The organism is Pseudomonas syringae group sp. J248-6, from assembly GCF_032586995.1.
Lineage (GTDB): Bacteria > Pseudomonadota > Gammaproteobacteria > Pseudomonadales > Pseudomonadaceae > Aquipseudomonas > Aquipseudomonas amygdali.
In genome coordinates, this window is the sequence record NZ_JAWHOP010000002.1 from 336,892 (window position 1) to 350,974 (window position 14,083).

Below are 14,083 nucleotides of genomic sequence, written 5' to 3' on the forward strand. Positions count from 1 at the left end.
CTCGCTGCGATGATTTGCCTTGGAGGGTGCACTGGCCATTTCAAGTTCAGCGATGATCAATACCGGGCTTTGGGCAGCCCAGAACCCACCAGCCGAAACGAAGTAGCAGACGAATCGAGTGTGGGGCTCCTGGACATTGCCCACCCCCGTGTCAGCGCATTCTATGGGCGTGAGCTGTTATGAGCCGCCGTTCGGTTGTATCGCTGCCTCCATCAGGATTTACAGGGCTGAATTCAATGAGTCTTCACGTTAGCCGAGTCAAACGGTCACTGTTGTTACTGCTGTTACTCATGCTCAACGGTTGTTCAGCTCTCTCACCGTACTCAACGCAAACCCGTATGGATATTCGACTGAATGCAGACAATCAGCTTAACCCTGATGTCAATGGCAGGCCCTCGCCGATTGTTCTCAAGGTCCTGGAACTCAGGCGTCCGGTGACCTTCGAGAATATGGATTTCTTTTCGCTTTACCAACGGACTGCTCAGGCACTCGGGCAAGACCTGATTGCAAGCGAAGAGTTTGAACTTCGTCCAGGCGAGAGTATTGAACTGAAGCTGAAACTGGATCAAGGCAGTCGTTACATCGGTGTACTGGCTGCCTATCGAAATTTGCCGGAAACCCAATGGCGTCACGTGATCAAGGTTCACCCCGAACAGCAGAATCGAGCCGTTTTCGTACTGGGTGAATCCGGCCTTCAACGGGCAGATAGCCAGACAGGCACAGGAAATCCGACATGAACGCGCACAAGGTTATCTGGCAGGAAGGCATGTTGCTGCGGCCGCAGCACTTTCAACATAACGATCGTTACTACGACCATCAATTGCGGGTTCGCACTCAGTTGGCGGGCACCTACAACTGGGGGTTCACAGCCCTTGAAATTGATCCGCACTTTTTGGGCTCGGGACAGATCGTACTTGCTCAGGCCTCGGGCATCCTGCCGGACGGTAGCGTGTTCGACATACGCGACCGTAACAGTCCATTGGCGCTGGATATTCCTGCAAACACTTCAAACATGCCGGTGTACATAGCGCTGCCGACAATGGCGGGCAATTGCATTGAGGCACGCAGCCATGAACAGGCGGAAGTGATCGCACGCTTTACAGCCTACGCAACGGATGTCCTGGATTCGAACGCCGGAGCAGACTGTTCCACTTCGGTGTTTTGCGCGCGCCCGGAATTTCGTCTGTTAGTGGGAGAGCCTCGGGGAGAGCACGCCTACACCCTGCTCAAGTTGGGTCATATTCTTATCTGCAGCCCTGACAAGGCAATAACGCTGGACACCGGTTTTTCACCGGCTTTCATCAGCGCCAGTGGTTCACGCTACTTGATGTCGTGCCTCAAGGAGGTTGTAGGTCTGCTGCAGCATCGAGGCGACATCATCGCCGAGCGCATCGGTACATACGGCCAGGCGCGTGGTGCAGAGACGGGCGATTTCATGATGTTGCAACTGATCAACCGCAATGCGTTGGTACTTCAACACTATCTCGATACCCGGCAGGTGCACCCCGAAGAACTGTATCGGGCGCTATTGTCTCTTTTTGGCGAGTTGTCGACGTTCGGCGATGAAAGCAGACGTCCTCGACTGGAGGGCAGCTATCAGCACAGTGATCAGGGCGCAACGTTCAAACGTTTAATGTTTGCCATTCGACAAATGCTGTCGATGGTTATCGAGCAGCACGCGCAGGAGCTTGAGTTGCAGCCCAGACAGTACGGCGTTCTGGTATCGCCTCGGGTGGATCGTGAGTTGCTGGGGGATGCCTCATTTGTCATTGCCGCTCGTGCTGATTGCGATACCGAAGAGCTGCGTGGGCGACTGCCTTCGCACCTCAAAGTAGGCTCTGTGGAAAGTATTCGCGAACTGGTGAGTCTGCACTTGCCGGGTATGCGGCTCAGGCCGCTGCCTGTGGCTCCGCGGCAAATACCGTTTCACGCTGCAAAAGCCTATTTCATTCTCGATATCGATGACCGGGACCAAAGCGGAATTAATAAGTCAGGGGGATTTGCTTTCCATGTATCAGGTGAATTTCCGGGGCTTGAGTTGCAGTTCTGGGCGATCAGAAATTGAGCAGGGTGATGGATATGCAAAGCAGTCGCGAAGACCATGCCGTTACCTATGGCCGGGACAATGTCTGGCCGGGTGATGACATGTTCACGAGTCCCCACGATGCGAATCTTTTCGAAGGTCTGCAGGAACGGTTGATCAACAACCCCCGGCAGGTATCCGAAAAGCGGGTCAGTATCCATGTCAATCCACTGGTTGCTGCCGCGAGCGAACTGCTGGCTCAGGTGTCCAGGCTGTCTGCAGCCGAAGGCTTTGGCGATATTGCACTGCTGAACGTACAGCTGTCGGACCAGATCAAGCTGTTCGAGGCCGTGGGCCGGCGAAACGCTATAGAAAATGATCAGCTGTTGGCTGCGCGCTATGTGCTGTGTACGGTCGTGGATGAAGCTGTGTTGAACACGCCCTGGGGCAGCAAGAGTGACTGGTCGAAGATCAGTCTGCTGAGCCGTTTTCACAAGGAGACATTTGGCGGCGAAAAATTCTTTCAACTCCTCGAAAAGCTTTCTGCCAATCCGTTCAAGCATCTGCCCATGCTCGAGCTGATGTACCTGTGTCTGGCGCTCGGGTTCGAGGGGAAATACCGCTCGCACCGCCTTAATGGCCATGAACTGGAAGACATCCGCGACAGCCTTTATCGGCAGATAAGGCATGTGAGAGGCGACGTGTCCCGAACGCTTTCACCTCGCTGGCAGGGCGCACCATCCAGGGCTTCTGAACGGCTGCGTGTCGTACCGGTATGGCTGGTCGTGCTGTTCACCGTTATCAGCCTGGCTGTGCTGTATTGCGGATTTACCTGGGTACTCGGCGAGCAGCGTGAGGTCGTACTCAAATCCTATCAGTCAGCATATCTGGCAGCGCTTGAGCTCCGATCTTGAAATGAGAAATGCAATGAAAACCCTGCTCAAAAAATTCATCGCGCTGCTGTGCAGTACCTGGGCCTGGTCGCTGCTGTTGGTGCTTGTGCTGGCTGTCTGTATCTGGATATTCGGGCCACTGCTGGCGGTGGCGGATAACAGGTTTTGGGAGAGCCCCATTGCGCGTCTCGTATCGATCAGTGTGTTGTTTCTGGTTTGGGGGCTCGGGATTGTCTTCAACAACTGGCGCGTTGGTTTGCAGAAAAAACAAGCGCAAGGCAGTCATGCAGGTCAAGAACTTCTGCGTAAGTCTGTCGCCGTTGAAAAAGAGCACCTGGAGCTTGTCAGTCGTTTCAAGGATGCCCTGCGCGTGCTCAAGGATTCTGCGCTGTATGGCGAATTGGGTGCCCGGGGTCGAGTCGAGCTGCCCTGGTATGCACTGATCGGCCCGCAGGGCAGCGGCAAGACCAGCCTGCTGGATTTTTCCGGACTCGACTTTCCCCTCGACAGGGTCGGGCGAAAACTGACGCACGACACGAGCAGCACCAGCAGTTGTGGCTGGTATTTTACCGAGCAGGCTATTTTGCTGGATACATCGGGCCGCTATCTTGACCAGCCTGTACCCGAGGTCGACGGCAGCGCCTGGATGACCCTTCTGGGGTTGTTACGGGGCCGTCACCGCGTACAGCCGCTCAGCGGTGTGCTGGTGACATTGCCAGTGGACATTTTGGTTGACGAGCGTGACAAGCGTCTGGAGAAAATGGCTGAAGATGTGCGCGCGCGCCTGGACGAAGTTTTTCAGCAGCTGCATGTTGATGTACCGGTTTATCTGATACTGACCAAGGCCGATTCGATAGCAGGTTTCGATGATTTTTTTGATCAACTGTCCCGCGAGGAAAGTGAGCAGGTCCTTGGGGGCACATTTCAAAACGGTCAGAGTGGCACTGATAGCGGTGTTCTCATTCAGGAGTTTGAAACGTTGCTGCAACGGCTTGGCAGCCAGGTCATTACCCGCATTCATCAGGAACGAGACAGCCAGCGCCGCGGCAAAATGCTTGAATTCCCCAACTTGCTTGGAGGTATCGCACACAGACTGGGTGTTTTTGTCGAACTCGCGTTCTCCGGAAATCGCTATCAGCGCGCCAGTCACCTTCGTGGGTTCTATCTGACCCGTGCGCCGCAACTTGCTCAGAGCTCCCAAAGAGCTGATGGGGAGGGTGGTACCGGATTACAGGTTCCACAACCTGGAAAAGCACGGTTCATTCACGATCTGTTGCGACATGTGATTTTCCCTGAGTCCGATCTCGCTGTGCTCAACAAGGAAGCACGCGGAAAGATTCTTTGGCGTCAGAGGGCAGTGTATTGCGCTGCGCTATTGTTTTTGTCTGGGTTTGGTGTGCTATGGGCGACCGGTTTCAGTGCTAACCACGACCGGCTGGAACGGCTTCGTATTCTGGGTGAGCAGTGGGCGCAACAACGTTCATCGCTCACCGCCGAGGATGATCTACTGACAGTCCTTGATAGCCTGAACACCCTTTATCAGGCCGCTCAAGTCTTTCCGGACCGCAGTGATGTCACTCTGTATGAGCGCAACGGTCTTTATCAGGGCGAGCCTGCAAATGATGTGCTTTTACGCGCTTATCATGCCCAGTTGCAGGGTCAGTTGCTGCCTCGAGTGGCGCGGATGTTTGAAGCCCGCATAATGGCCAGCCTGCAGGATCGCGAGCAGTTACTGGACAACTTGCGCGCCTATCTGATGCTGGTTCAGCGTGAACACCGGATACCTTCTGCGCTGAAGGAGCGGGTGGCGACCGACTGGTCAATTCGTTATGTCGGGCATGCACAGGCTCAGGACGAGTTGAATCAGCATTTTGGGCGTTTGCTCGAACAGTCTTTTGCCTATCCGCTAAACGACGCATTAGTGGCGCAGGCTCGGCAGGTGCTGCGTAACGAATCCTTCGCCAACGTGGTTTATCGGGTATTGCGTGAAAAAGCGCGTGTACTTCCGGACTACAGCCTTGGCCACCACACCGGCCCTCAGGCAAAGCATTTGGCTGGTACTGACTATCGGATTCCCGGGCTCTATACACGCCAGGGCTACGAGCAGTATTTCGTTACCCGTGGTACAGCCGTGGTAACTGAAATCATGCGTGACAACTGGGTCCTGGGTGAAAGTGAACAGTACAACGCACATCAGTTGCGAGCATTGATGGTCGAACTGGAAAAATTGTACTTTCGTGATTATGCCGATCATTGGGCCGAAGCGATCGGTCGGGTTTCGCTGCAGCCCTTTGAAGGAGCCAGCCAGGCTGCCGTGCAACTGGCCGGGCTGACGGCAGCGCATTCGCCTTTGCTGCAGTTGCTTGTCGAGGTGCGTGACAACACACTTTTCCCGGTCCTTGCAGACAGTCTCGGTGCTATGAAAACCGAGGCTGAAAAGATTGCACCGGGCCCTGTGGCGCTCACCCAGGTTGCCGCGATTGGCGATACGTTGCAGCAGACGGTGACCGATAGCCTGCCCACAACGGCGAAGCAATCATTGCAGCGTCGCTTCGATCCTTTGCACCGCTTGCTGGATGCCGAAAATGGTCCTGCCGCCGATCTGATTACAGCATTGAACGCCATCAATGAATTGCAGATGCAAATGGCCGCATTGGCTCGCTCCGGTCAGCCTGAACTGGCGGCCTACGAGGTGGCAAAGGGACGAATGTCCGGGCAGCGAGACGCCTTGAGCAATCTGCGCAATGCCGCGACTGTGTTACCCCAGCCTCTGGGCGGCTGGTTGAACGCGTTGGCTGAGGATACCTGGAGCTTTGTGCTGTATCAGTCTCACCATTACCTCAACCAACGCTACAAGGCAGAGCTTTACAGTTTCTATGAACAGTCTCTCGCCAAACGCTATCCGTTCCATGCGCACAGCAGCAGTGATGTGGCGCTTAATGATTTTCGCGAGTTCTTCGGCGCGCAGGGCATAGCCGAGCGCTTCTTCGATAGCTACCTGAAGCCCTTCGTCAGTGGCGATCCTGGCCGTTATCGACTGCGCACGATTGACGGCCACAGTCTGCCGATGAGTCGTGCCTATCTGGATCAGATGGCGGGTGTTTATAAAATCCGCAGTAGCTTCTTTGCTCACCGAACGCAGGAACCGCAGGTGCAATTCACTCTTGAACCTCACACCCTCGACCCTGCTGTACGCCGCGCCGAGTTCCGCTTGGGTGATCAGTCACTTGAGTATCGTCACGGCCCCATCGTACCGATGCTATTCAGGTGGCCCGCTGATACTGAGGATGGACGTACAAGTCTGGTGATGGAAGGCATGGTCGGCCGGCCGCTGGGCATCGAAAAGAATAGCGGCCCATGGTCATTGTTCCGCCTCTTTGACCTGATGCAGACCGAGCCCCTGAAGGGCCGTGATGTTCTTGTGCTCAAGGCCGATGTCGGTGGCATGCGTGCGAACTATCTGTTGTCGAGCCAGCGTGCGCCCAATCCGTTCGATATGAGTGTATTACGTGATTTTCGTATGCCTGCTCAGCTTTGATGACATCCGAAAGCGAACTCGCACTCGACGCCGATCTGACCTGTCAGTCAACCAATTGCACCAGCTCAGGCTCCATCGAATTCGCGCCCATCTCAAGCAGCGCCAGCGTCACCGGCAACTTGAAACGCCGCCGCCCGGCGCTGCCCGGGTTCAGATACAGCGTGTCGCCGCGCCAATCGATAAGGGGTTTATGTGAGTGGCCGGTAACGACCAGCTTCACGCTTTCATCCAGCAGCGCCGGAACGTCAGCGATGTCGTGGACCAGCAGGGTTTGCCAGCCTTCGATGTCGAAGCGCAGGTGATCGGCGATGTTTTTTGCCCACTCGGCGTTCACGTCGTTGTTGCCGCGCACGATGTGCAGCGGGGCGATGGCGCTGAGTTGGTCGACGATGTCCTGGCTGCCAATGTCACCGGCATGGATGATGGCTTCGCAGCCCTCAAGCGCCGTAATGGCTTCAGGACGAAGCAGTCCGTGGGTGTCGGAAATCACGCCAACTTTCATCAGGGGCCTCGGGTCAGGAGCGGGGTAGGGAGGCAGTGTAACCCTTTGAGTTCGAATGGTTGATGGGGGACTGTGGCCTGCGACGCTCAGGAAGTACCCGCGCGTCGCAACCTCAATACCTTGTCAGGCCTGACCAACCTTGATCACCACCTTGCCAAACGCGCCTCTGGCCAAATGCTCATATGCCTCGCGAGCTTGCTCAAACGGGTAAGCGTGATCGATTACCGGACGAATCTTGTGCTCGTTAAGAAAGGCGTTCATCCGGTCAAACGACGAGCGAGGTGCTACGGCGATACCGCGAAAGGTAGTCTGGCGGAAAATCATCGGCATCAGGTTCAGCGCCGAAGTCTGGCCGGTCAGAAAACCGATCTGCGCGATGCGCCCGCCCGCTTTGGTGGCCGCAATTGACTGATTGATGCCGTCGCCACCGGCTACGTCCAGTAACAGGTCCACACCCTTGCCGTCGGTGAGCTTCACTACTTCGTCTGCCCACTCGGGATGGGTTCGATAGTTCACTCCGGCGACAGCGCCCAGCTTCTTCACCGCTTGCAGATTATCGTCCTTGCTGGAAGTCGCGATGACCTTGGCACCCAGGGCTGTCGCGATCTGCACAGCGAAGATCGATACGCCGCCTGAGCCCTGTACAAGGACAGTTTGCCCGGCTTCGATCTGACCGAAGTCAACCAGTGCGTACCAGGCCGTCAATGCGGCAATCGGCAATGTGGCGGCTTCTTCATCTGACATGGCATCCGGTGCACGTACGGCACTGTCTTCATGGATGATCATGTATTCAGCCAGGCCGCCCGGCAAAGGCGAGCCGAAGCAGTAATCCGGTTCGTCCGGGCCTGGCGGGCCGTCGATCCAGCGCGAGTAGAGGTGCGAGTTCACGCGATCACCTACTGCAAAGCGACTGACGCCTTCGCCTACCGCCACGACAGTACCGGCTGCATCGCTGACCGGAATCAATGGCTTGGGTACGCGATGCGGTTCGTAGATACCGTCGACGATGGCCTTGTCGCGAAAGTTGAGGGATACCGCACCGACTTTCACTAGCAGTTCACCTGCTTTGGGAACCGGCGTTTCAGCTTCTCCGAGCACCAGATTGTCGAGCCCGAAGTCTTTTAACAGCCACGCTTTCATTCAATGTCTCCAGCAATCATGTGTGGGCTCACAGAGGCGATTGCCTTGTGGGCGCTGAAGTCATTGTTGGTAAAACGCTGGTGCAGATAAATGGGCGCAAATCGACAGGATTGTTATCCTGTCAGGCAACAATGGCTCGGTATATGTTCCGGGGGATTCGTCGGTGGACCTTTTACAGTCAATGCAGGTGTTCGCGAAACTTGCCGAGCTGGGCAGTTTTACTAAAGTGGCGGAGGCCACGCAGATAGGGCGTCCCCATGTGACCCGGATCATTCAGGATCTTGAAGCGTCGCTGGATGTCCGGCTGTTTCAACGTACGACCCGCAGCGTAAAACTCACTGCGGAAGGTCAGCGTTTTTACGAGCGCGTGAAGAACAATCTGGCTGATCTTGCCGAAACTACTTCCATGTTCGACCGAAACGGCTCGACCCTGAGGGGGCGGCTTCGGATTGATATCCCGGCGGCATTCAGCCAGCGTAGTTTCATGGAGAGCCTGAAAGGCTTTACCCAGGCATTCCCCGACATCGAGCTGGCACTGGGAGTAACGGACCGCACGGTGGACCTGGTCGCAGAGGGTATCGACTGCGCGCTGCGCATCGGGGAGCTGCCCGATTCAAGTCTGGTGGTCCGGGAAATTGGCAAGGCCACGATGGTCACCTGCGCCGCGCCGTCCTACCTGCAAGCCTTCGGCACGCCGGAAACGCTGGACGAGCTGGCAGGTCATTGCGGTGTCAGCTTTCTGTCTGGTCAGAGCAACCGGCCGTTACCCTGGCATTTCTCGTTGAATGGCGACGACTTTCCTGTTCCGCCGCGTGGTGGCATTACTGTCAACGAGTCCAACGCTTATGTGCAGTGCGGCCTTGCAGGGTTCGGTATTCTTCAGGCTCCGGGCATTACCGTTGAGTCGTTTCTGGCCAGCGGAGAGCTGGTCGAAGTGCTTGAAGCGTTTCGCCCGTTGCCGCGCCCGGTTTCTGTGCTGTACCCGAGCCGTACACACCTTGCGCCGCAGGTGCAGGCATTCGTCACCTGGCTGAAAAAGCATTTTCCGAAACTTCATCCTCGTTGGTTTGAAGTTCGCTAAATACGTGTAGCAGAGTAGAGAAGCGCCTCCTTGCAAAGGCGCTCCTGGCCAAGCGGGATTAATTACGCTCAAGCGCCAACACCAGCCGCTCCAGCCCGATGCCGAACCCGGCACCTTCCCTATAGGCTCCGCCGCCAACCACCTGTTGCTGTGCGCCCAGGCGTGAGCAACGTACCTCGAAGCCGTTGCCGTTCAGGTAGTAACTCAGGCCGCGTTTGACGGCGGTATTGAGTTCATAGTCCAGGCCCAGCGAATCCAGAAAACCGGTGCAGATGGCTTGGCTGCGTTGCGAGGCTTGCTGCGGTGACGGGCCGAGAATTTCCAGCCCCAACTGGGTGAACTCGCGGTAGCGTCCGGCTTGCGGTCGCTCATAGCGATAACAACGCGCGACGTAGAAAAACAGTGCTTCGCGTCGCCCGTTGAGCAGAGCTTCACTGCGCTCCTGAAACAGAGCCGTTGCTTCCGGGATCAGGCAACAGGCGCGTCCGGCCTTGTCGTTGAACGCCCACATCTGGCTGATAATCTCGCTGCCGCCTGCTTTTTCGATAAAAGTGTCCTGACCCCATAACGCGGGGACTATCGCTTCCTCAGCGCCCGCTTCGATGAAGATAGCTCCGGAAGCGGCTTTCTGTTTCACGCAGGGTTGCGGCTTCTGTTCCGGTCACGATGCGGGTTCCGCGTAGTATGGTCATGGTGGTGATCTCCGTTGTTTTCCAGGTATTTGGTTTGTGGGCAGGTAATAGACAGGCAACAAAAAAGGCGCCTTGGGCGCCTTGGTCTGTTTCACTGATGGGTCAGAACGTGGGTCTATGTCTGGCCAATCGATGAGCACGAGCAACCGCGGCACCTGAGGTGGGGCCGTGAGGGTGATGTCGGTTGCTTTGAGAAAATTGATTCATGGCTGATCCTTGCATGCTTTCAGCTATCGCTCAAGCAGTAGCTTCAGGGGTGGTGCCTCGGGATACATTTTTGCCACCGCCGTGAGCAGTCAAACTATCCCAGACTGGCTCAGATGCAACGTTCTGGCCCTGATGTTTCTTCGACGGGTTCCACGGTTCGTTGTGCCTGATAATGTGAAGTCAGCAGTGACGAAAAACACGAGAGATGTGGTGACCCTAAATCGTGCCTACGCCGAGTTTCTGAGTACTACGGATTTCAAATTTACCCCGCCAGACCGCGTAAACCGTAGGACAAGCCGCTAGGTGAGCCGCACCCTAAGAGCGTCAGCTTGAAACGCCGGCGCTGCTGAAAGAACCATTCGATACATGGCTTGGTTTGATGATGGATGTCGAAAATAGCGAGCGTGAGAACAGAAAGGTTGGGCGTTTGCTAAAGAACGCGCGGCGTCGTGAGAATGAAGCCACAATAGACAGCATTGAATTCAAGGCGTCTCGGGGCATAGACCGGAATACGTTCATGACTTGGCTCGCTTGCGCACTCAGAAACGAAGCCTGCCGCCTTGTGCGAGCGAAGCTGAATCGCACTGCCACGAAGCTTTTTGAAGAGACGTCACTTTCTTACGCTGACCACACCATGCCCAAACTACGTCGGCAATTTATCCGCGCAGAGTTATTAATCATAGATGATTTGGGCATCGGTGGCATTGGCGCCCAGCTCGGCCCGTTCCTCCTGGATGCTATCGACCAGCAGTAACAGAACGGTTCATTGTTGATCGCAAGTCAGTACCCTATGGGAAAATGGTATGACCTGTTCTCTGACCTCGCGATTGCCGATGCAATGCTTGACCGTATCGCTCACAAGTCCCACATCATCGAACTGAAAGGCATTGGAATCTAACAGCCCAGAGATGATCCAGACGGGTTGTGTAGATGGGGCTTAGCCTCTGGATGCTTCATACCTCAGTCTGGAGTTACGGGAATATGTCCAGGGTGTACGGTGCCTCGGCCCCATTTTACGTTGACCTGATCCATCAGGGCTTTATGAGACGCGGCGGCTGTAGGTTGGCGAAAATATCAGGTGTGTACTCTTCTGGTTTGCGCCACTGACAAAGCCAGTGGCGCAAGCCAGCCTATTAATTATTTGACGTTACGGCTTGGCAACGTACCAGACTTGGTTGACGCCGTCACCGGTTGTATCCCCTGGCTTGGTATCTTTGACCCAGCTGTAAAGGGGCATGCCTTTGTATGCCCATTGTTTTGTGCCATCGTCTCGAGTGACGACAGAGTAATCATGACCCGCTTTCGCATCTGCGGATACCGGTAAAGGTGGCCAGTTTGCAGCGCATGGCCCATTGCAGACCGACTTGCCCGAGGTGTCCTTACCGAAGGTATAAAGAGTCATGCCTTTCGCATCTACGAGTACTTTTCCCTTATCCGTTTCAGCAACCTTGACTGGCGCATCAGCGAACGCCGAACCCGACATGCAGCAGGCGGCAACAGCGACGGTGAGAATCATCTTTTTGAACATACGTATTTCCTTTGGTTTTTTAATTTTTAGAAGACTCACCTGCTATTGGAAACAGCAAGCGATCAGACAGTAGACGAGCCACAAACAGTTTTATTCGACTCCGTAGAAAAAACGTCCCGATATCATTTTTTTGCTGGAATCCTGAGCTCCCCCGACCCTGTGCTTTACTCAATTTAGTAAAGCGACGCTCACGGTCAAGCATCACTAGCTCATCTCAATGAGCGACGGCGATTCATCATCCAGAACTCATCGCGTTCACGCATTATTATTCACTTGGTCGTGGAGTATCAGCAGGCCTCCATGAAGACCTGCGCTGTTCAATCAGTCGGGCTTTAGCGTCGACACCACCTTGTTGCTGGCGAGATCGACTGTGGAGATACTCAAGTCCTCATTGAGGACATACGCTTTCGACTTGTCTTTGGTGAAGACAATGGCCTGGCGGGGTGCCTTCAAACCGGTCACAGTGGTGGTCACTTTCAGTGTTTTGGTGTCGATCACTGAAAGGCTGTTGTCACCGAGGTTACCCGAGTAGACGTGCAGCCCGTCTGGAGTCAGGGCTGCGCCGTAGGGGTCTTTGCCCACCATGACGGTGGTTGTGATGGCGCGTTTTTGAGTGTCGACAACTGCGATGCTGTTACTGCCGCTGTTAGCCGCGTACAGCGTATTGCCGTCCGCCGATATGGAGATGGCGCGCAACTTGTTGAAGCCAGTGATCTCACCTTCGATCGTATTGGTCTTGCTGTCGACCAGGGTAATCTTGTCGCCAAGAAAGTTGGTGACATAGACGGTTTTGCCGTCAGGGCTTACTCGGATGCCTTGGCGCGGTTGGGAGAAGCCAGGTACTACAGCTACTGGTCGCTGGTGATCAAGGTCTATGACCGACAGCGTGCTGGCCGCCTCATTGTTGACGTACAGCAGGCTTCCGTCCTTGCTGAGTGTGGTACCAAAAGCACCTGCGCCCAACGGAATATCTGCGATCACTTTCAAAGTCTTGGTGTCAATCTTGCGCACGACCCCCAAACTGCTGTCGGAGAGGTAGAACACATCGCCAGTTGGCGAAAACACAATATTTCGCGGCGTGACGTAGCCGGTGAGAACCTGGCGAACCTTACCGGTTTTCAAATCATAAACCACTACATCTGGACGCTGACTGTAAGAGACCACCGCCGTCGTTTCATCAGGGCTGACAGCCAGCGAGTTGTTGTGAATATCGCCGTCGAACGTCCAGCGATCTTCCGCGGCCAACGCGCTCATCGTTGTGGCCAACGCAACACCCAACGTCAGGGCTGTGACGGTTTTCTTTATCACATTCATCAGGGTTTCCTCATAAGGGTAAGCAAGGCATCCACTCGCGCCTTGGCAGATACAACTCGTTCATCGCTGCAGGACGATGAGTTGACCTTATGCGTCTTTTATAAATTCCGGAAACAACTTGTTTTGGTAGCTCTTACCTGTTTTATAAATAGATCTGGCTATTTCTGGCTCACGAATTGACTGCAGTTTTCCCAGAATCGCTCAAGCCCAGGCGAGATGTATTTGGCCCGGTGGCGGATCAGAAAAAAACGTCGGGTCAGTGCAGGCAAGGCGTGCGGCAGCTCAACCAGGACTTCAGAGGCCAGTAGATCCCGGACGACCCAGCGGGATAGGCAACTGATGCCGATGCCTTGTGCGAGGGTATGCTTGATAGACTCTGAACTGCCGATCTGGCGCGTTTCAGAGAGATCGTGCAGATGACGCAGCAGCAATTGCTCGACTTCTTCGCGGGTACCAGAACCTGGCTCGCGCAGTAGCCATTCAGCAGTACGAAGGTCATCAAGTGTGACCTGCTGCTTTAGTGCCAATGGGTGCCGTTGGCCTGCGACAATAAGCAGCTCATCAACAAGCCAAGGCTCGGCACTGAGTTCGGGGAGGTGGCAAGGCCCCTCGATCAGGCCCATATCAATCTCGAAATCAGCGACTCTTCTTGCGATAGCCATGCTGTTGGCCATGTCGACATCGACCCTCAAATGTGATGCTGATTGACGCAGCTCACCGAGAATCAATGGCAGAACATAATTGCCTATCGTGGTACTGCATCCTACCCGCAAGCGTGTTTTCAGCCCGGCATGGCCTGGTAAGAAACTGGCCTCTATCTGTTGTGCATTCTCAAGCATCCTTCTGGCTTGAGGCAGTAAGGCATGGCCGTTATCGTTCAGCACTAAACGCTTGCCCACACGGTCGAACAGCCTGGTATCCAAGGCGTTTTCCAACTCGTTGAGTGCGGCGCTGGTTGCAGATTGGGACAGTGACACCGAAATGGCTGCGCTGGTGGTGCTACCGTGCTGCGCGACAGCGCAGAAAATTTGTAGCTGACGTAGGCTAAGCTTCAAGGGATCTACCTTCTTAATAGGTAATATAAACCTATACTATCCGTTTTTAGCGCTATGCCCATCAAGCTACACTCCAACCATGTCATATTGAACGCACACTGACGCGGGAG

The 14,083-nt window shown here is 55.1% G+C and carries 11 protein-coding genes and 1 pseudogene; 6 read left to right on the plus strand and 6 right to left on the minus strand.

What is annotated here, in order from left to right; genetic code table 11:
• The first annotated feature begins 236 nt into the window (after nucleotides 1-236).
• The 4 genes from tssJ to tssM are packed head-to-tail and all read left to right on the plus strand — an operon-like array spanning nucleotide 237 to nucleotide 6,454.
• The gene (gene tssJ / locus RYC17_RS03600; protein ID WP_122258458.1) at nucleotides 237-737 is read left to right on the plus strand and encodes a type VI secretion system lipoprotein TssJ; all 501 of its coding nucleotides are present in this window, start codon (nucleotides 237-239) and stop codon (nucleotides 735-737) included.
• Nucleotides 734-2,065: a type VI secretion system baseplate subunit TssK gene (gene tssK, locus RYC17_RS03605; RefSeq protein WP_122258457.1), complete on the plus strand. Its 1,332-nt coding sequence runs from the start codon at nucleotides 734-736 to the stop codon at nucleotides 2,063-2,065. The genes tssJ and tssK overlap by 4 nt, the downstream gene beginning before the upstream one ends.
• A gap of 8 nt (nucleotides 2,066-2,073) precedes the next feature.
• Complete coding sequence (icmH, locus tag RYC17_RS03610) at nucleotides 2,074-2,937, plus strand: type IVB secretion system protein IcmH/DotU (protein ID WP_219171456.1); 864 nt, start codon at nucleotides 2,074-2,076, stop codon at nucleotides 2,935-2,937.
• A gap of 13 nt (nucleotides 2,938-2,950) precedes the next feature.
• A complete protein-coding gene (gene tssM / locus RYC17_RS03615; RefSeq protein WP_316902536.1) occupies nucleotides 2,951-6,454 on the plus strand; it encodes a type VI secretion system membrane subunit TssM in 3,504 nt (1,167 codons plus the stop codon).
• A 43-nt stretch (nucleotides 6,455-6,497) separates the two neighbouring features.
• Here the strand turns inward: tssM and RYC17_RS03620 are convergent, their stop codons facing one another.
• Entirely contained in the window at nucleotides 6,498-6,956 is a 459-nt protein-coding gene (locus tag RYC17_RS03620; protein ID WP_122258454.1) for a metallophosphoesterase family protein, read from the minus strand.
• A 123-nt stretch (nucleotides 6,957-7,079) separates the two neighbouring features.
• Entirely contained in the window at nucleotides 7,080-8,096 is a 1,017-nt protein-coding gene (locus RYC17_RS03625; RefSeq protein ID WP_122258453.1) for a zinc-dependent alcohol dehydrogenase family protein, read from the minus strand.
• Nucleotides 8,097-8,277: 181 nt separating this feature from the next.
• On the opposite strand from RYC17_RS03625, the gene RYC17_RS03630 reads away from it, so the two are divergent.
• Nucleotides 8,278-9,177, plus strand: a complete 900-nt coding sequence (locus tag RYC17_RS03630) for a LysR family transcriptional regulator (RefSeq protein WP_122258452.1) — start codon at nucleotides 8,278-8,280, stop codon at nucleotides 9,175-9,177.
• A 58-nt stretch (nucleotides 9,178-9,235) separates the two neighbouring features.
• On the opposite strand, the gene RYC17_RS03635 is transcribed toward RYC17_RS03630, so the two are convergent.
• Nucleotides 9,236-9,814, minus strand: a complete 579-nt coding sequence (locus RYC17_RS03635; RefSeq protein WP_219171462.1) for an ATP phosphoribosyltransferase regulatory subunit — start codon at nucleotides 9,812-9,814, stop codon at nucleotides 9,236-9,238.
• A gap of 779 nt (nucleotides 9,815-10,593) precedes the next feature.
• On the opposite strand from RYC17_RS03635, the pseudogene RYC17_RS03640 reads away from it, so the two are divergent.
• A pseudogene (locus tag RYC17_RS03640) lies at nucleotides 10,594-10,974 on the plus strand (ATP-binding protein).
• Between the two features lie 249 nt (nucleotides 10,975-11,223).
• On the opposite strand, the gene RYC17_RS03645 reads toward RYC17_RS03640, so the two are convergent.
• The 3 genes from RYC17_RS03645 to RYC17_RS03655 form a co-directional block, all read right to left on the minus strand.
• A complete protein-coding gene (locus tag RYC17_RS03645; RefSeq protein WP_316902537.1) occupies nucleotides 11,224-11,604 on the minus strand; it encodes a hypothetical protein in 381 nt (126 codons plus the stop codon).
• A gap of 321 nt (nucleotides 11,605-11,925) precedes the next feature.
• Nucleotides 11,926-12,918: a beta-propeller fold lactonase family protein gene (locus RYC17_RS03650; protein ID WP_219171465.1), complete on the minus strand. Its 993-nt coding sequence runs from the start codon at nucleotides 12,916-12,918 to the stop codon at nucleotides 11,926-11,928.
• A 158-nt stretch (nucleotides 12,919-13,076) separates the two neighbouring features.
• Nucleotides 13,077-13,973 carry a LysR family transcriptional regulator gene (locus RYC17_RS03655; RefSeq protein ID WP_219171466.1) on the minus strand — a complete coding sequence of 299 codons (897 nt, stop codon included), beginning with the start codon at nucleotides 13,971-13,973 and terminating at the stop codon, nucleotides 13,077-13,079.
• Nucleotides 13,974-14,083: the final 110 nt, after the last annotated feature.